Source organism: Sciscionella marina DSM 45152 (assembly GCF_000379465.1).
Lineage (GTDB): Bacteria > Actinomycetota > Actinomycetes > Mycobacteriales > Pseudonocardiaceae > Sciscionella > Sciscionella marina.
Genome location: NZ_KB905380.1, coordinates 460,803 through 477,747, shown reverse-complemented (window position 1 = coordinate 477,747; position 16,945 = coordinate 460,803). Strand labels below are relative to the sequence as shown.

The 16,945-nt window shown below is 70.3% G+C and carries 18 protein-coding genes; 11 read left to right on the top strand and 7 right to left on the bottom strand.

Annotated features, from left to right (window positions below):
- Positions 1-7: 7 nt before the first annotated feature.
- Positions 8-586, top strand: a complete 579-nt coding sequence (locus A37U_RS0102220) for a hypothetical protein (protein ID WP_020494977.1) — start codon at positions 8-10, stop codon at positions 584-586.
- On the opposite strand, the gene A37U_RS0102215 is transcribed toward A37U_RS0102220, so the two are convergent.
- From A37U_RS0102215 to A37U_RS48025, 3 genes are read right to left on the bottom strand one after another with little or no spacing between them, the layout of a single operon-like run.
- Positions 561-1,070, bottom strand: a complete 510-nt coding sequence (locus A37U_RS0102215) for an NUDIX hydrolase (RefSeq protein WP_020494976.1) — start codon at positions 1,068-1,070, stop codon at positions 561-563. The genes A37U_RS0102220 and A37U_RS0102215 overlap by 26 nt on opposite strands.
- A 13-nt stretch (positions 1,071-1,083) precedes the next feature.
- Positions 1,084-1,368 carry a GNAT family N-acetyltransferase gene (locus tag A37U_RS48030; protein WP_051111531.1) on the bottom strand — a complete coding sequence of 95 codons (285 nt, stop codon included), beginning with the start codon at positions 1,366-1,368 and terminating at the stop codon, positions 1,084-1,086.
- Positions 1,329-1,655, bottom strand: coding sequence for a hypothetical protein (locus tag A37U_RS48025; protein WP_051111530.1), 327 nt, complete (start codon positions 1,653-1,655; stop codon positions 1,329-1,331). The genes A37U_RS48030 and A37U_RS48025 overlap by 40 nt, the downstream gene beginning before the upstream one ends.
- A gap of 67 nt (positions 1,656-1,722) precedes the next feature.
- Here A37U_RS48025 and dop point away from each other — a divergent pair, with 67 nt between their 5' ends.
- The 6 genes from dop (at position 1,723) to A37U_RS41995 (ending at position 8,108) form a co-directional block, all read left to right on the top strand.
- Positions 1,723-3,216, top strand: coding sequence for a depupylase/deamidase Dop (gene dop, locus A37U_RS0102205; RefSeq protein ID WP_020494974.1), 1,494 nt, complete (start codon positions 1,723-1,725; stop codon positions 3,214-3,216).
- Between the two features lie 83 nt (positions 3,217-3,299).
- Positions 3,300-3,494 (top strand): ubiquitin-like protein Pup, encoded by a 195-nt coding sequence (locus A37U_RS0102200; RefSeq protein ID WP_020494973.1) that lies wholly within the window; start codon positions 3,300-3,302, stop codon positions 3,492-3,494.
- Between the two features lie 87 nt (positions 3,495-3,581).
- Positions 3,582-4,442: a proteasome subunit beta gene (gene prcB, locus A37U_RS0102195; protein WP_020494972.1), complete on the top strand. Its 861-nt coding sequence runs from the start codon at positions 3,582-3,584 to the stop codon at positions 4,440-4,442.
- Positions 4,443-4,595: 153 nt separating this feature from the next.
- The gene (prcA, locus tag A37U_RS0102190; RefSeq protein ID WP_026196788.1) at positions 4,596-5,396 is read left to right on the top strand and encodes a proteasome subunit alpha; all 801 of its coding nucleotides are present in this window, start codon (positions 4,596-4,598) and stop codon (positions 5,394-5,396) included.
- Positions 5,393-6,991, top strand: a complete 1,599-nt coding sequence (locus A37U_RS0102185; RefSeq protein WP_020494970.1) for a CocE/NonD family hydrolase — start codon at positions 5,393-5,395, stop codon at positions 6,989-6,991. Before prcA ends, A37U_RS0102185 begins: the two co-directional genes overlap by 4 nt.
- On the top strand, positions 6,948-8,108 hold the full coding sequence (locus A37U_RS41995) for an MFS transporter (protein ID WP_020494969.1): 1,161 nt from the start codon (positions 6,948-6,950) through the stop codon (positions 8,106-8,108). The genes A37U_RS0102185 and A37U_RS41995 overlap by 44 nt, the downstream gene beginning before the upstream one ends.
- On the opposite strand, the gene A37U_RS0102175 is transcribed toward A37U_RS41995, so the two are convergent.
- Complete coding sequence (locus A37U_RS0102175) at positions 8,109-9,335, bottom strand: MFS transporter (protein ID WP_020494968.1); 1,227 nt, start codon at positions 9,333-9,335, stop codon at positions 8,109-8,111.
- Positions 9,336-9,441: 106 nt separating this feature from the next.
- Between A37U_RS0102175 and pafA the strand changes: the two genes are divergently transcribed.
- Complete coding sequence (gene pafA / locus A37U_RS0102170) at positions 9,442-10,800, top strand: Pup--protein ligase (protein ID WP_020494967.1); 1,359 nt, start codon at positions 9,442-9,444, stop codon at positions 10,798-10,800.
- 17 nt (positions 10,801-10,817) lie between these two features.
- Positions 10,818-12,020 (top strand): C40 family peptidase, encoded by a 1,203-nt coding sequence (locus A37U_RS0102165; RefSeq protein ID WP_020494966.1) that lies wholly within the window; start codon positions 10,818-10,820, stop codon positions 12,018-12,020.
- Between the two features lie 93 nt (positions 12,021-12,113).
- Here A37U_RS0102165 and A37U_RS51230 read toward each other — a convergent pair whose 3' ends face one another.
- Positions 12,114-12,287, bottom strand: a complete 174-nt coding sequence (locus A37U_RS51230; RefSeq protein WP_157182573.1) for a hypothetical protein — start codon at positions 12,285-12,287, stop codon at positions 12,114-12,116.
- Positions 12,288-12,550: 263 nt separating this feature from the next.
- Here A37U_RS51230 and A37U_RS0102155 point away from each other — a divergent pair, with 263 nt between their 5' ends.
- Positions 12,551-13,975, top strand: coding sequence for an FAD-dependent monooxygenase (locus A37U_RS0102155; protein WP_020494964.1), 1,425 nt, complete (start codon positions 12,551-12,553; stop codon positions 13,973-13,975).
- 49 nt (positions 13,976-14,024) lie between these two features.
- Here A37U_RS0102155 and A37U_RS0102150 read toward each other — a convergent pair whose 3' ends face one another.
- Positions 14,025-14,807 carry a GNAT family N-acetyltransferase gene (locus A37U_RS0102150; protein WP_020494963.1) on the bottom strand — a complete coding sequence of 261 codons (783 nt, stop codon included), beginning with the start codon at positions 14,805-14,807 and terminating at the stop codon, positions 14,025-14,027.
- A 202-nt stretch (positions 14,808-15,009) separates the two neighbouring features.
- Positions 15,010-15,861 (bottom strand): helix-turn-helix transcriptional regulator, encoded by an 852-nt coding sequence (locus A37U_RS0102145; protein ID WP_020494962.1) that lies wholly within the window; start codon positions 15,859-15,861, stop codon positions 15,010-15,012.
- 143 nt (positions 15,862-16,004) lie between these two features.
- On the opposite strand from A37U_RS0102145, the gene A37U_RS0102140 reads away from it, so the two are divergent.
- The gene (locus A37U_RS0102140) at positions 16,005-16,943 is read left to right on the top strand and encodes an SDR family oxidoreductase (protein WP_020494961.1); all 939 of its coding nucleotides are present in this window, start codon (positions 16,005-16,007) and stop codon (positions 16,941-16,943) included.
- The last annotated feature ends 2 nt before the right edge of the window (positions 16,944-16,945 follow it).

Genomic DNA, 16,945 nt, shown 5'->3' with positions numbered 1-16,945 from the left:
AGGGCACGTGCGCAGGCGCAGGCTCGTGGTTCTCGCCGCGTCGGCGGGCGTGCTCGCGGTCGTGGCGACGGGATGCAATGACCGGGCGAACCGGGATCTGAACGAGTATTCCACCGCGAAACCGGCGGCGCCGGGCCCCGCGAAGGCGAGCGCGCCGAGCTCGACCCCGGTCAGCCCGGTGAGCGAGGCTCGCGCGGACGCCACCCTGCGCCCGGCCGATGTGCGCGAGGAAGGCGTCAGCCAGGCGGCGGCCGATCCCGCTCCGCGACTGCCCGACTGCCTCGCCAGCGACGCCGGGCGCACCGAACCGGTGGCGGCGTGGAGTTACCCGACCGGTTCGAAGATCTACCAGTACGTGCTCACCGGGCGACTCGCCGGGCACGACTGCGGGTCCGGGCTCACCGTCGCCGCCCAGCCCGGCCTCGACCGGCAGCAGAGCTGGTGCACCGCGAAGAACTGCGGTTTCGCCGGCACACGGGCCGGGACCCTGAGTGTGGTGTTGGTGGAAGCGAAGCAGCGGGCCAAGGCCGCCGAGGCGGTGCAACGGCTCGCCCCGGCCGTCACGGCGCGGCTTTCCGCAGGCTGAGCCACCGCTCGAGGGCCGCGCGGCCGTCGGTGACGAACGGGGTGGCCGGATCCTCGAGCATCGCGCGCAGTTCCGGGAGGGTGCGCCAGCCGCCGTCGGCGACCTCCTCGGGCTGCCAGATGAACGGTCCATCGGTGCGTGCCTCGAAACAGTGACAGTGGCAGCGCGTCGGTTCGAACCGGAAACCGAACAGCGGTTCCAGGGCTACCCCGCGCACCCCGAGCTCCTCCGCGAGCTCCCGGCGCGCGCCCTCGGCCACGGATTCCCCCGCCGCGAGCACCCCACCGGCCCAGCAGTCGAACAGGCCGGGGAACACATCCTTGGTGAAGGTGCGCTGGTGCACGTAGATCCGGGTGCCGTCGACCGAGCGCGGGAGCACGAAGGTCGCCGCGTGCCAGAGTTTGCGTGCCCGCATCACCGAACGCGGGGCGGAACCGTCCGGCAGCCCGTCCTCGGTGAACAGCGCCACCTGTTCTTCAGTCATACCCGCAAGGTTCTCAGATTCGCCTGCGCAGCACGGGGCGTTTCGGGGTACGCCGTGCGACCTCGGTGAACCCGAAGCCGAGCAGCAGGCTGACCCACCCGTGGTAGGCGTGGTCGGAGTGCACCGGTCCCAGGATGTCGTCGACCGGGTAGGCCTCGACGCAGGACGCGCCCCGCGCGCGGGCGTACCCGAGCGCGCCGCGCACCAGCTCCCGGGCCACCCCGGTACCGCGTGCCTCGCGCGGCACGAACAGACAGGTCAGTGCCCAGACCGGGGTGTCGTCCACCCGGTTGGCCACCGGGGAGCGGTCCAGCCGGGGAAACCGTTCGCGCGGGCGATCGAGACCCAGCCGACCGCGGTCCGGTCCCGATAGGCGAGCAGCCCGGGATCGGCACCCTGGTCGGCGAGCGAGCACAGCGCGGCGTGGTTGACCTCGTCCCCGTTGTCCCGGAGCTCGCGGGAACTGAGCAGGAAGAACAGGCACCAGCAGCCGCGTACCGCACCGGGACGGTCGAACGGGAACTCCACATCCGGCCACGTGCCGGCGTCGGCGGGACGGATCGTGATCGCGGCGTCCGTGGTCATCCCGGTTGCCTCCCCGGTAGGCGATGTGGTGGATGGTAACCGCCGCCGAACGCCGTAGGGTGGTGGCATGCGGCGGATCATCGGCACAGAGGTGGAATACGGCATCGCGGTCCCCGGCGACTCGAATGCCAACCCGGTCCTGACGTCGACGCAGGTGGTGCTCGCCTACGCGGCGGCTGCGGACATCCCGAGGGCACGGCGGGCCCGCTGGGACTACGAGGTGGAGTCACCGCTGCGCGATGCGCGCGGCTTCGATCTCGGCGCGCCCGGCTCCTCCGGTCAGGACCAGGACAACGACGACCTCGGTGCGGCCAACGTCATCCTCACCAACGGCGCCCGGCTCTACGTCGACCACGCGCACCCGGAGTACTCCGCGCCCGAGGTCACCAACGCCCGCGACGCGGTCATCTGGGACAAAGCGGGCGAGCGGATCATGGAGGAGGCCGCGATCAAGGCGGCCACCGTTCCCGGGCAGCCACAGCTGCAGCTGTACAAGAACAACGTGGACGGCAAGGGTGCCAGCTACGGAACGCACGAGAACTACCTGTGCGGACGGAAAACCCCGTTCACCGCGATCATCGCCGGGCTGACCCCGTTCTTCGTCTCCCGCCAGGTGATCACCGGATCGGGCCGGGTCGGCATCGGGGTCGCCGGGGACGGTGAGGGTTTCCAGCTGTCTCAGCGCGCCGACTACATCGAGGTCGAGGTCGGCCTGGAGACCACGCTCAAGCGCGGCATCATCAACACCCGCGACGAGCCGCACGCCGATGCGGACAAGTACCGCCGGCTGCACGTGATCATCGGGGACGCGAACCTCGCCGAGTACTCCACCTACCTCAAGGTCGGCACCACCGCGCTCGTGCTCGACCTGATCGAGAACGGGGTCCGCTTCGACCACCTGCGGCTGGCCGACCCGGTCCGCGCGGTGCGCACGATCAGCCACGACCCGAGCCTCAAGGCCACCGTGGAACTGGCGAACGGACGCAAGTTCACCGGCCTCGACCTGCAGAACGCCTACTACGAACTGGCCGAGGAGCATCTGGATCGCTCCGACCATGCCTCGGCCGAGGTGCTGCGGGTGTGGGGCGAGGTGCTGGAGGACCTGGCCAAGGACCCGATGGAGTGCGCGGACCGGCTCGACTGGCCCGCGAAGCTGCGTCTGCTCGAGGGGTACCGCGCCCGGGACGGGCTCGGCTGGGCCTCCGGTCGGCTGCAGATGGTGGACCTGCAGTATTCCGATGTGCGCCTCGGCAAGGGCCTGTACAACCGCCTGGTCACCAGGGGCTCGATGAAGCGTCTGGTCAGCGAGCAGGAGGTGCTCGACGCGGTCACCTCACCGCCCGAGGACACCCGCGCCTACTTCCGCGGCCGTTGCCTGGAGCGCTACGCGAACTCGATCGCCGCCGCATCGTGGGATTCGGTGATCTTCGATATCGGAAGGGAATCCTTGGTGCGCATCCCGACCCTGGAGCCGCTGCGTGGGACGAAATCGCACGTCGGGGGCCTGATCGAGGGTTCGGAGACCGCCGAGGACCTGCTGAAGGCGCTGACCGACAACTGAAGACGACAGCTCGAGGGTGTAGGTCCTTGTCGGTCCCCCTCGGTACTGTCTTGGTAGTAACTCGGAACGACCGGGAGGGCGCGATGGCGCAGGAACAGACGACCCGCCAAGGCGGCGGCGACGGTGACGACGAGGTCGAAGGCGGCGGTCCGGCCGGTCAGGAGCGGCGTGAGCAGCTCGGCGACGACACGGACGCGATCCTGGACGAGATCGACGACGTACTCGAGGAGAACGCCGAGGACTTCGTGCGCGCGTACGTGCAAAAGGGCGGCGAGTAGGGCCCGCGAGCGCGGGAGTTTCGGCAAGATCACCGGTAAGCACCAGTCATACAAGATCACCGGTAAGCACCAGTCATAAGGGAGCACATGCAGAGCAGTTCGCGGCCGCAGGCGCCGACCGGTCCGCTGTCCGCGGCGTACATGAGCACGGCTACCTCTTCGTTCAGCGAGTTCCTCGCCACACAGGCACCGGATCTGTTGCCCGGTGCGCGCGGCCTGGCAGAAGCGTCCCAGGGGCTCGGCAAGCAGGAGGTCACGCACGGCACCACGATCGTCGCGCTCAAGTTCGACGGCGGGGTGCTGCTCGCCGGGGACCGCAGGGCGACCTCGGGCAACCTGATCGCTCAGCGGGACATCGACAAGGTGTTCGTGACCGACGCGTACTCGGCGGTCGCCATCGCCGGTGTCGCGGGCCTCGGTCTGGACATCGTCCGGCTCTACACGGTCGAGCTCGAGCACTACGAGAAGATCGAAGGCGTCGCGCTGTCCCTGGACGGCAAGACGAACAAGCTGGCGACCATGGTCCGGAGCAATCTGGAGATGGCCATGCAGGGGCTCGCGGCCGTGCCGCTGTTCGTCGGCTTCGACACCGAGGCGGCCGATCCGGCCCGTGGCGGGCGGATCGTGTCCTTCGAGGCGATCGGCAGCCGGTACGAGGAACACGGCGGCTACCACGCGATCGGCTCCGGATCGCTGTTCGCGAAGTCGGCGCTGAAGAAGCTCTACGACGCGGACGCGGGCGCCGAGACCGCGGTGCGGCACGCCGTCGAAGCGCTCTACGACGCGGCCGACGACGATTCGGCGACCGGTGGGCCGGACCCGGTGCGCGGGATCTACCCCACCATCGCGACCGTGACCGCCGAGGACGGCGCGGTGAAGCTGCCCGAGGAACAGGTCCAGGCGGTCGCCGAGGCGGTCGTCGCCGACCGGCGCGAGCGCGGCGAATGAGGGCGGGACGAGTGCCGGAATCTCGAATCCGGGGCGATCGACCACACAACCCGGTCACCGAAGGGGGTAGTAACTCATGAGCGAGCTTGCGAGCGAATCAAGGACACAGCAGTCTTGGCGAATGACCAAGCCGAGCGCTAGCGAGGTGCGGTCATGAGTATGCCGCTGTACGCCTCGCCGGAACAGCTGATGCGGGAGCGCTCCGAGCTCGCGCGCAAGGGAATCGGGCGCGGGCGCAGCGTCGTGGTGCTCTCCTACGCGGGCGGAGTGCTGTTCGTCGCGGAGAACCCCTCGACCACCCTGCACAAGGTCTCGGAGATCTACGACCGCATCGGGTTCGCCGCCGCGGGCCGCTACTCCGAGTACGAGGCGCTGCGCCGGGGCGGGATCAAACAGGTCGACATGTGGGGATTCGCCTACGACCGCAGGGATGTGTCCGCGCGCCAGCTCACCAACGTGTACGCGCAGACCCTCGCCGCGATCTTCACCGAACAGCTCAAGCCCTACGAGGTGGAGCTGTGCATCGCCCAGGTCGGCACCGAGTACGGCGGTGACGAGCTCTACCGGGTCACCTACGACGGATCGGTCGTGGACGAACCGCGGTTCCTGGTCATGGGCGGGCAGACCGAACCGATCTCGGCGAAGCTGGGCGAGACCTACGCGGAGAACATGGATCTGGCGCACGCGGTGGATGTGGCCGTGCGCGGTCTCGGCGCGGCCGCGAGCGGCAACGGCGGGACGAGCGCGACCGGCAACGGCAGCCCCGGCGGGGCGAAGCCGAGCGGAACCGGGCTCCCCGAGCTGGACAAGCTGGAGGTCGCGGTCCTCGACCGGCAGCGGGGCAGGCGCACCTTCCGCCGGATCACCGGCGCGGCGCTGACCGGGCTGTTGCCTTCCGCGGACACGAGCGACGCCGGGGAGAAACCGGAGAGCGAGGGCGGCGGCGAGGCATGAGCCTCGCCAGCCACCTCGTCGAACGGTTCCTCCGGCTCCCCGCGCCGCACACCCGCGAGGTGAACGTGCATCGGGATCAGCGCATCCCGATGCCGGACGGCGCGGTGCTGCTCGCCGATCACTGGACGCCCGCGCACGCCCCGGGCGAGCTGCCGACCGTGCTGGTCCGCTGCCCCTATGGGCGCCGTGGCGCCATGATCGACAACGGCATCGGGCGGGTGTTCGCCGAACGTGGCTTCCAGGTACTCGTAGTCAGCACCCGCGGCACCTTCGGCTCCGGTGGCGAGTTCGCGCCGCAGGTCAACGAGCGCGAGGACGGACTCGCGGTACTGGACTGGCTGGAGCAGCAGCCCTGGTACGACGGCCGGGTCGTGCTGTTCGGGCCGAGCTACCTCGGATTCACCCAGTGGGCGATCGCCGTGGACGCTCCGCAGGTCAAGGCGATGGTGCCGCAGGTGACCTCGGCGCGGCTGACCATCGGCTTCACCCGGCCCTACTCGCTGGACGGGCTGTTCCGCTGGTCGGTGCAGACCGCGACCCAGGAGCAGTCGTTCGCCGTGCTGCGCAGCCGGTTGCGCGAGCGCGCGGTGGTCCGGGCGATGAACACCGCCCCGCTCGGCGAGGCGGATCTGCGGGTGCTCGGCCGCCGGTGGCCGTTCTTCGCGGAGACACTCGCGCACGGTCCGGACGATCCGCACTGGGCCAGGGGCGACCTCGGCGCCACGGTCGAGGAGGTCCGCATCCCGGCGAGCTTCGTGGCGGGCTGGTACGACCTGTTCGCCGGGGATCAGCTCGAGGAGTACCGGCGGCTGGTCGGGGCGGGCACCCCGGCGCGGCTGACCGTCGGTCCCTGGGTGCACGGCGCCATGGGCGGGATACGTGCCGCGCTGCGCGAAGGCCTGGACTGGGCGGGTGCGCACGCCAGGGGAGAGCAACCGGCCCAGCGCGCCCCCGTCCGGTTGTTCGTGATGGGGCAGAATCGCTGGCGGGACTTCGAATCCTGGCCACCGCCCGGATACTCGCCGACGCCCTACCACCTGCACGGCGACGGGAGACTCGGCACCGAGCAGCCGGAGGACAACGAGCCGAGCAGGTATCGCTACGATCCGGCGGACCCGACCCCTTCGGTGGGCGGTCCGCTGCTCACTGCCCGCAAGGGTGCCTTCGACCAGCGCAAACTCGAGGAGCGCCCGGATGTGCTCACCTTCTCGACCGCGCCGCTGACCGCGGAGCTCGAGGTGATCGGCGAGGTCACCGCGAAGGTGTGGCTGCGGTCGAGCAGGCCGGACACCGATGTGTTCGTGCGGCTCTGCGATGTGGACCGGCGCGGGCACTCGACCAATATCTGCGATGCCCTGGTCAACGTCCGCCCGGACGGCATCACGCCGGTCGAGCTGCGGCTGAGCCCGACCGCGTACCGGTTCCGCATCGGGCACCGCATCCGGGTACAGGTCTCCAGTGGCGCGCACCCGAGATTCGCCCGCAATCCCGGCTCCGGCGAGCCGCTCGCCACGGCACTGAGTCTGCATCCGGCCGACCAGGAGCTGTTCCATGACCGAGAGCACCCTTCCACCGTCACCCTGCCGCAGGCCTGAACTCGCGGCCAGGGGAGCGCTGGCCACCCTGTTCGTCGTGGACGGTGTGGTGTTCGCCAGCTGGACGAGCAGGCTGCCCCAGGTGCAGGAGTCCGTGGGCGCGGGCAACGGCGGGCTCGGGGTCGCCCTGATCGGCACCGCGATCGGCGCGTTCACCGCCATGCCGCTGATCGGCTGGTGGTGCCGCAGACACGCGCCCGCCCCGGTCGCCCTGCTCGCCGGGTTCGCGCTCTGCGGGGCGGCGATGCTGCCCGGGCTCGCCGGATCGCCGCTGGTCCTGCTCGCCCTGCTGCTGGCCTTCGGCGCCGCCTACGGTGCGGTCGACGTCTCGATGAACGCCTCGGCAGTGCAGCTGGCCGAACACCGGCGCAGACCCATCCTGCCCGCGCTACACGCCGGATTCAGCGCGGGCAACGTCGCCGGTGCCGGGGCAGGGGCGCTGCTGTCCGCGCTCGGGGTGTCCGTGGAGGCGCACCTGCTGGGAGTGGGCCTGCTCGGTGCCCTGGTGCTCGCCTGCTGCGCGCCCGGGCTGTGGCGGCCGGGCTCCCCGGAACCGCACGCTGCAGGACACCGGCACCTCGGCAGGGTGCTGTGGCTGGTGCTCGCGGCCGCCGCGCTCACCTTCGCCGCCGCGTTCGGCGAGGGCACCATCGCCAACTGGTCCGGCATCCACCTGCGCGAACAGGCCGGGGCCGCGGCGGGAGTGCTGCCCCTCGGGTACGCGGTGTTCGCACTCGCCCAGGTCATCGGCCGCAGCGCGGGCACTCCGCTGGCCGCCCGCTTCGGTACCCGCCCGCTCGTGGTGACCGGGATCCTGCTCGGTGTCGCGGGCCAGCTCGTGGTGCTCGTGCCGAACACCGCGGTGCTGCTCGCCGGGTACTTCGTCACCGGGATCGGGCTGTCCTCGCTGTTCCCACTCGGCATCGCCCGCGCGGGTGCGCTCGGTGGCAGCGCGGGTGTCGCGGTGGCCTCCACCCTCGGCTATGGCGGTGTGCTGCTCGGCCCGCCCATCGTCGGGCTGCTGGCCGGGCAGAGTTCGCTCGCCATCGCGTTGCTGCTTCCGGCGGTGCTGCTGGCTGCCTGTCTCGGGATGACGGCCACCCTGCGGGAGGAGTGATCAGTGCCCGGGCTGGCGCAGGGACCGCACTCCCGAGGTGGTGACCATGGCGAGCACGCAGCCGAGCACCACCAGGGTCATCACCCACAGCGTCGGCCCCAGCCCGATCGCGTGCACCACCGGAGGGGCGGCGATCTGGGCGACCGGGATCGCGATCACCGAACCCAGGATGTCGTAGGAGACCACCCTGGCCAGTTTGTCCTCCGGGATGTGCTGCTGCAGGGAGGTGTCCCAGGCGACCGCGAACACGTCCAGGCCCAGTCCGGCGGCGAACGCGGCGACCATCAGCGGCACCGTGGACGGCCACACCGCGAGCATCAGCGGCATCAGCGCGATGCTGGCCATGCAGGCGCAGCCGAGCAGCAGCAGCCGCGGCACCCGGATCCGCATCGCCAGCAGCGCCCCGAACAGCAGCCCGACCCCCTGCGCGCCGACGATGAAGCCCCAGTCGCGGCGACCGAAACTGGTGTCGGCGATGTACGGGCCGAGCACTTCCATATAGGCGCCGAAACACGCGTTGAGCACCAGGAAGGTCAGGACCACGATCCACACCCAGTCCCGGGAGCGCACCTCGGTCCAGCCGTCACGCAACTGGCGGGTCAGGGATTCGGAGCGCTCGGAGGTGGTGTGCGGACCCACCCGCACCAGCGCGAAGCACAGTCCGGCGATCGCGAAGCTCAGCGCGTCGATGGCCAGGCCCTCGCCGGGACCGATCGCCGCGACCAGGATCCCGCCGACCGAGACGCCGAGGATGTTCGCCGCGTTCATGCCGAGCCGGATGACCGAGTTCGCCCGCTGCCGCGCCCCCTCGGGCACCGTCTGCGGGAGCAGCGCGGCCGAGGCGGGCAGCGCGACCGCGGCGGCGAGCCCGTTCACCGCGGAGAGCACCACCAGCAGGGGCACCGAGGCGATCCCGGTGAGCACCACGGCGGCGACCGCGGCCTGGCTCACCGCGGCCAGGCCGGTCGAGGAGACGAGCAGCAGGCGGCGCGGCATCCGGTCCGCGAGCACCCCGCCGAAGAGCACGAAGATCACGTTCGCCACGGTGCGGGCACCGACGACGAGACCGAGATAGGTCAGCGAACCGGTCAGATCGAGCACCGCGAAGGCCAGCGCCACGGTGGCGACCGAGTTGCCGAGCATGTCGATGAGCCGACCGGCCGCGAGCGCGCGGAACGCGGGTATGCGCAGCGGAGAGAGCTCCTCACGGTGCGCGGTGGTCGTCATGGACGCACGGTACGTGATCGGTTCACGGGCCTTGACAGGGCATCGATGTCGATTCGATCCCCGCAGACCCGCGCGCGCGGTGGGTTATTGCCCGTAGGCTGAAAGCATGCAGCGGCGGATCTTCGGCATCGAGACAGAATTCGGCGTCACCTGTACCTTCCACGGGCAGCGCAGGCTCAGCCCGGACGAGGTGGCGCGGTACCTGTTCCGGCGGGTCGTTTCCTGGGGCCGTTCGTCGAACGTGTTCCTGCGCAACGGTTCACGGCTCTACCTCGACGTCGGCTCGCACCCGGAGTACGCCACGGCGGAGTGCGACGACCTCGTCGGGCTGGTCACCCACGACAAGTCGGGGGAGCGGCTGCTCGAGGACCTGCTCGTGGACGCCGAACGCCGGCTCGCCGACGAGGGCATCGGCGGGGATATCTTCCTGTTCAAGAACAACACCGACTCCGCGGGCAACTCGTACGGCTGTCACGAGAACTATCTGGTGGCCCGGGCCGGTGAGTTCTCCAGGATCGCGGATGTGCTGTTGCCCTTCCTGGTCACCCGGCAGCTGGTGTGCGGGGCGGGCAAGGTGCTGCAGACCCCGCGCGGGGCGGTGTACTGCCTCTCCCAGCGCGCCGAGCACATCTGGGAGGGCGTGTCCAGCGCGACCACCCGTTCCCGGCCGATCATCAACACCCGCGACGAGCCGCACGCGGACGCCGAGCGCTACCGGCGGCTGCACGTGATCGTGGGCGACTCCAACATGTCCGAGGTCACCACCCTGCTCAAGGTCGGGAGCGCGCACCTGGTGCTGGAGATGATCGAGGCCGGGGTGCAGTTCCGCGACTTCTCCCTGGACAACCCGATCCGCGCGATCCGGGAGATCAGCCACGACCTGACCGGTCGGCGGCTGATCCGGCTCGCGGGCGGGCGCGAGGCGAGCGCGCTCGACATCCAGCGCGAGTACTACGCACGCGCGGTCGAGTACGTGGCCGGCCGGGAACCCGACCCGGTGATGGACCGGATCGTCGAGCTGTGGGGGCGCACGCTGGACGCGGTGGAGGCCCAGGACCTGTCCAAGATCGACCGGGAGGTCGACTGGGCCATCAAACGCCGGCTGCTCGAGCGCTACCAGAGCAAGCACGGGATGGAGCTGTCGAATCCGCGTATCGCCCAGCTCGATCTGGCCTATCACGACATCCGGCGCGGGCGCGGGCTCTTCGACCTGCTGCAGCGCAAGGGCGCGGTGGACCGGGTGACCGACGACGGGGACATCGAGGCGGCCAAGGACACCCCGCCGCAGACCACGCGGGCCAAACTGCGCGGGGACTTCATCGCCGCCGCACAGTCCGCGGGCCGGGACTTCACCGTGGACTGGGTGCATCTCAAGCTCAACGATCAGGCCCAGCGCACCGTGCTGTGCAAGGACCCGTTCCGCGCGGTGGACGAGCGCGTCGAACGACTCATCGCTTCGTTGTAGCTGGTATGAGTACACCCATGGACTCGAACGAGCCCGATGGTGGGCACGGTGCTGGGCAGGGTGGCGGACGCCGCCGCCCGATGATCATCGCGGTCGTCGTGGTGGTGGCCCTCGCGGTCGGCGGCATCCTCACGGTGAGCCAGCTGCTCTCCACCGATGCCGAGCCACGCGCGGCCGCGGACGCGAGCGCGCCGGCTGGGGAGACCGGGAAGCTCTCGGCGAGCACGCCGCCGGCCAAGGCCGGGCTGCCGCAGGCGATCGGCCGCAAGGTCGCCGTTCCCCCGGACGACACGGATTCCGGGAACGCGTTCGAGGACTGGGTCAAGCAGATCTCCGGGTGGCTCGACATCCCGGAGCGGGCGATGACCTCCTATGCCAAGGCCACGGTCACGCTGAACAAGCAGCAGCCCGCCTGCCACATGTCCTGGGTGACGCTGGCCGGTGTCGGCAAGCAGACCACCGACCACGGCCGCGCGGGCGGTGGGGTCGGCGCCGACGGCACGACCGCCGAGCCCATCGGCAACGTGAAACTGCGCGATTTCTTCGGAAAGGTCGTCTCGAAGTCCGCGGCGCGCGGGCCCATGCAGCTGACCGGCGCCCAGTGGAAGCAGTATGGGGGCAGCGCGAACGGCACCGGCAAGGGTGACCCGGAGAGCTTCGACGACGCGGTGCTCGCCGCGGGCAAGACGCTGTGCGCCGATGGGGCCGATCTCGCCGACGGCGGGGCGTGGTGGCGGGCCGTCTCGCGAATCGACGAGGCACCGCTGTTCCTGCACCGGGTGCTGGCGACCGCGACGGTGTACGGCACGGTCTCGCAGGATCCGAACCCGCCGAAGCCCCAGCCGCTGCACGCGGTCGAGTTCGCGATCTCCAAGATCGGGCTGCCCTACGTCTGGGGCGGCAACGGCAAGGGCGGCGGGGACCACGGCGGTTTCGATTGCTCCGGACTGACCACCGAGGCCTATACCGCGCAGGGCATCCCCTTGCGCCGGATGGCCGACTGGCAGTTCCGGGACACTCCGCCGGTGCCGAAGGGCCAGGATCCGCGGCTCGGTGATCTGGTGTTCTTCGGCGACCCGGCGGGCAAGATCCACCATGTCGGCCTCTACATCGGCAACCACCAGATGATCGACGCGCCCACCTTCGGGCAGGCCGTGCAGGTGCACCCGTACACCAAACCCGGGGACGACTTCGCCGGAGCGGGCCGCGTGGTCCGCTGAAACGGTTCGTCTCCGGTTCCGGTGATTCGCGTGGCTCAGGTGGTCTCCGGGTTGAACAGCGTCCGTGCGGTATGGCATTACCGGCCGGGTCATTCAGGTCGGCGTGGCGGTGCCGCAGGCCAGTCCATCCCACGGGCCTTGCGTGCGCACCTCCTGAAGCGGGCGACCGACCGCCCCGCCTCTCCGCACATCGAAGCGGTCCAACTCGCGCGCAGCTACCCCGATCCATCCCGGATGCTCGACCCGATCTTCGAGTTGCTCGAACACGGGTGGTCAGCCACCTGCCGATGACGCGGCGAGGAACCGCCTGGTCCGCTGAAACGGTTGGCGCCGGTGCCGTTCGGGCCGGTAACCTGCGGCAGACCGTGCCATCGCCCGGGGAGGTGGAACCCATGAACGCTGGATCGACGTGGGTGCTCCCTCGACGCGTCACGGCCGGCGACTGAAGGAGGTGTCGCCGGGAGCGCCCGAAAACAGGGCACTCCCGAAAGGCGACATCTATGGACTCTTCACGATTCTGTGCGCCCCGGATGGTCGATGTGATCATCGCCGGGTGCGGGCCGACCGGCGCGCTGCTGGCCGCCGAACTGCGGCGCCACGATGTGCGGGTACTCGTTCTGGAGCGGGAAACCGAACCGGTGTCCTTCGCCCGCCTCGTCGGTCTGCACATTCGCAGTCTCGAGTTGCTGGCGATGCGCGGACTGCTGGAGCGCGTCCGCGAACACGGAAGACAGCGCCCGGCGGGCGGATTCTTCGCCGCCATCCCCAAACCCGCGCCCGAAAGCCTGGACTCGGCGCACGCCTACCTGCTGGGTATCCCGCAGCCGACCCTCGTGCGGCTGCTCGAGGAACACGCCATCGAACTGGGCGCGCAGATCCGGCACGACTGCGCGGTGGCCGATGTCGAGCAGGACGAGGGCGGGGTGACCGTCGAGCTGACCGATGGGGAGCGGCTGCACGCGCATTACCTCGTCGGCTGCGACGGCGGGCGCAGCACGGTGCGCAAGCGGCTCGGGATCGGTTTCCCGGGCGAGCCCTCGCGGAACGACACGCTGATGGGCGAGATGGAAGTGGCTGTGCCGCAGGAGGAAATCGCCGCCACGGTCGCCGCGGTCCACGGGACCCAGCGGCGATTCTGGCTGCGGCCCTCGGGAGAAAGCGTCTACAGTGTCGTGGTTCCCGCCGCCGGAGTCGGTGATCGCGCGGAACCGCCCACCCTCGAGGAGTTCCGGCAGCGGCTGCGCACCATCGCGGGAACCGATTTCGGCGTGCACTCCCCACGCTGGCTGTCCCGCTTCGGCGACGCCACTCGGGTGGCCGAACACTATCGCCTCGGCCGGGTACTGCTGGCCGGCGACGCCGCGCACATCCATCCACCGACCGGTGGGCAGGGGGTCAATCTGGGCCTGCAGGACGCGGTCAATCTCGGCTGGAAACTGGCCGCGCAGATCCGTGGCTGGGCCCCGGAAACACTGCTGGACACCTACGAAACCGAACGCCGCCCGGTCGCCGAGGGCGTGCTGGACAACACCCGCGCCCAGATGGAGCTGCTGGCCGAGGAACCGGGCCCGCGGGCCGTGCGCAGGCTGCTCACCGAACTGATGGACTTCGAGGAGGTGAATCGCTATCTGATCGAGAAGATCACCGCGATCGACATCCGCTACGACTGCGGCGAAGGCCCCGAGCTGCTCGGCCGCCGCCTGCGCGATATCGAGGTGCGCGAGGGCCGCCTCTTCCAGCTGCTGCACCGTGGCCGGGGCCTGCTGCTGGACCGTACCGAACGGCTCAGCACCGGTGGCTGGGCGGACCGGGTGGACCATCTCGCGGATTCCGCGGCGGCTCTGGAAGTTCCGTGCCTGCTGCTGCGCCCGGACGGCCACGTCGCCTGGATCGGCGAGGATCAGCGGGATCTTGACGAGCACCTGTCCCGCTGGTTCGGCGAGCCCGCCCCCTGATGGCGAACCGCCGCGCGGGCCCGGACCGGCGTGACCCGGGCCCGCGCGTTCATGCCAGGCAGATATGCAGCATCTGCGCTGCCCTGCGGTAGCCGATGCGATGGTAGACGCGCTCTTCGGCCTCGCCGACGGTCATCAGGAACGGCGTCGAGATTCCCACGGCAGGGGCGGACCGGGTGAGCAGTGCCGACACCGCAGCGGCGATGCCACGGCGACGATAGGCGGCACGCACCCCCACGGCGGCGAGTTCGCTGATGCCGCCGGACCGGTCGGCTCCCGGACTGCCGTCGGGTGCCGCGTGCGGCGGACCGAGCTGTCCGGCACCGACGGCCGCACCGGAGGCGTCCGCCACGGCGATGGCGACCAATCCGCCGCCGTCGCGGACCCGGCGCAGCCGGGCGGTGTCGTGTTCGGTGACCACTTCCTGGCCGTATGCTTCGCACTGTACCTCGGCGACGCCACGCAGCATCCCGTCGTCGGTGGCGAGCACGACCCGGATGCCATCCACCGTGGGCGCGGCCGCCTGTTCCGGTGCACAGGTCAGGATCGGAACCCGCGCCTCGGCGGTGAATCCGGCCGCGAGCAGTGCGGGTTCCACTGCCGGGCACGCCGCGGGCAGATACTCCAATCGCGGTACCCGGGACCGTTCACGGAACGCCTGGACAAGGGCCGCGATGTCGTCGGGAGCCGGGGCAGCGCCATCGTCGGGTATCGCGTAGTTGAAGTACCGGCCCCGGTCGTGCTCGTCGAGCAGCAGCAGGAAGGAACCGACGCGGTGCGCGCCCGCACCGGCACGGGAGCGCAGGTAGTCGTGAATACGTGATTCGAACATGAGAAAACTGAGTCCTCACTGGTCTTCGTGGACACGGTCATCGCGCCGCCGTTGACCAGCACCGCGGGTTCGGCGGTCCCGCGTGCTACCCGGCGGCCGTTATCGGGCGCGCCGTCATGGCCTCAGCCTCCAGACTCTGGGTACGACCCGGCCGAAGCTAGTGGATCCGGGAACGGCTGCACAACCGGTTTTCGTGCCCGGCTCAGGTGTTCTCCGGCATGAGCTGCTGCGGTCCGAGGACCGAGAGCAGCCGTAGCTTCTCGTGGCTTTCGCTGCCCGGGACGGCGGTGTACACGAGTAGCATGTGCGACTGGCCGGGATCCAGGAGGGTCTGGCAGGTGACCTCCAATGCGCCGACCTCGGGGTGCACATAGCGTTTGACGCCGTCGTAGTGCACACCGATCTCGTGTTCGTTCCAGAAACCGCGGAATTCCTCGTTCCCCGCGAGCAACAGGTCCCGGAGATGAGTGGCCCGGGATCCTGGGCCGCGGAGGGTGACCAGCTTGCGCAGTCCTGAGACGAACACGCGGGAGTGCAGCACGTGGTCCTCGGGGTGGTACCGGGTCCGGACCGCGGGATCGGTGAACCACCGGTAGCCGATGCTGCGGGCCGGGCCGGTGTATCCGCCTGCGTCCCCGGTGAGCGCGATGCCGAGCGGGGTCTGGCGGAGCGTTTCGCCGAGCTCGGTGACGATCTCGGCGGGGGTGTCGGTGAGCCGGTCGAAGATGCGCAGCAGGCCGGGACCGATGTGTTCGCTGATCGTGCCGCGCGTGGGCGGATTGTGCCCGGCGAGGCGGAACAGGTGATCGCGTTCGTCGAGGGAAAGGTGCAGCCCCTGCGCGAGCGAGGCGATCATCTGCTCGGACGGGTGCGGGCCGCGCTCCCGTTCGAGCCGGCTGTAGTAGTCGGCGGAGAGGTGGCACAGTGCCGCGACTTCTTCGCGCCGCAGTCCGGTGGTCCGCCGCCGTTGCCCGCGCGGCAGGCCGACATCCTCGGGCTGCAGCGACTCGCGGCGGCGGCGCAGGAATCCGGCGAGTCCCGCTCGATCGAGCACGGTTGGCTCCTCCCTCGTTCCGGTGCTGCCCAGTGTGCCTGGCGATTCCGTGGCTTGCCTGGGATCGACAGGCCGTGGCTGCGGCCGCGGATGGGGCGCAACCTGAATGCACAACTACCGTCCAGCGAACCAAGGAGCAGCACATGGCGCGCAGCCGACCGGGCATCACCCTCGGAGACCTTTCCGGGAACCTCGCCGTGGTCACCGGGGCCAGCGACGGCATCGGACTGGGCCTGACGGAGAGGCTCGCCGCCGCCGGTGCCGAGGTCGTCCTTCCCGTCCGCAACGCGGCCAAGGGGGAGGCTGCGGTGGCGAGGATCCGGCAGCGGCATCCGGAGGCGGTGCTGTCCCTGCGCGAACTCGACCTGTCCTCACTGGACTCGGTCACCGCGCTGGGTGCCACGCTGCGCGGCGAGAACCGTCCGATCCATATCCTCGTCAACAACGCCGGTGTGATGACCCCGCCTCGGCGGCGCATCACCGCCGAGGGGTTCGAGCTGCAATTCGGCAGCAACCACCTGGGCCACTTCGCCCTCGTCGCCGGGCTGCTTCCGCTGCTGCGCGCCGGACGGGCGCGGGTGACCTCGCAGATCAGTGTCGCCGCGAACCAGCACGCCATCAACTGGGACGACCTGAACTGGGAACGGTCCTACCGCGGTCAGCGCGCCTACAGTCAGTCGAAGATCGCGTTCGGCCTGTTCGGGCTCGAACTGGATCGGCGAAGCCGCGCCGGAGGCTGGGGGATCACCAGCAACCTCGCCCATCCCGGTGTCGCGGCCACCAATCTGCTCGCCGCGCGTCCCGAGGTCGGCCGAGCCCGGGCCACCCCGCTCGCCCGGGGCATCCGCGCACTGTCCCGCCGCGGCATTCTGTTCGGGACGGTCGAGACCGCGCTGCTTCCGGCGCTGCTGGCCGCCACCGCACCGGAGGCGGGCGGCCGGCTCTACGGTCCCGGTGGTTTCCGGCACTACTCCGGAGCACCCGCCGAACAGGCCCTGTACTCCCGGCTGCGCAGCACGGAGGACGCCGAGCGGATGTGGCGGATCTCCGAGGAACTCACCGGCGCCGCCTTCCCGCGATGAGG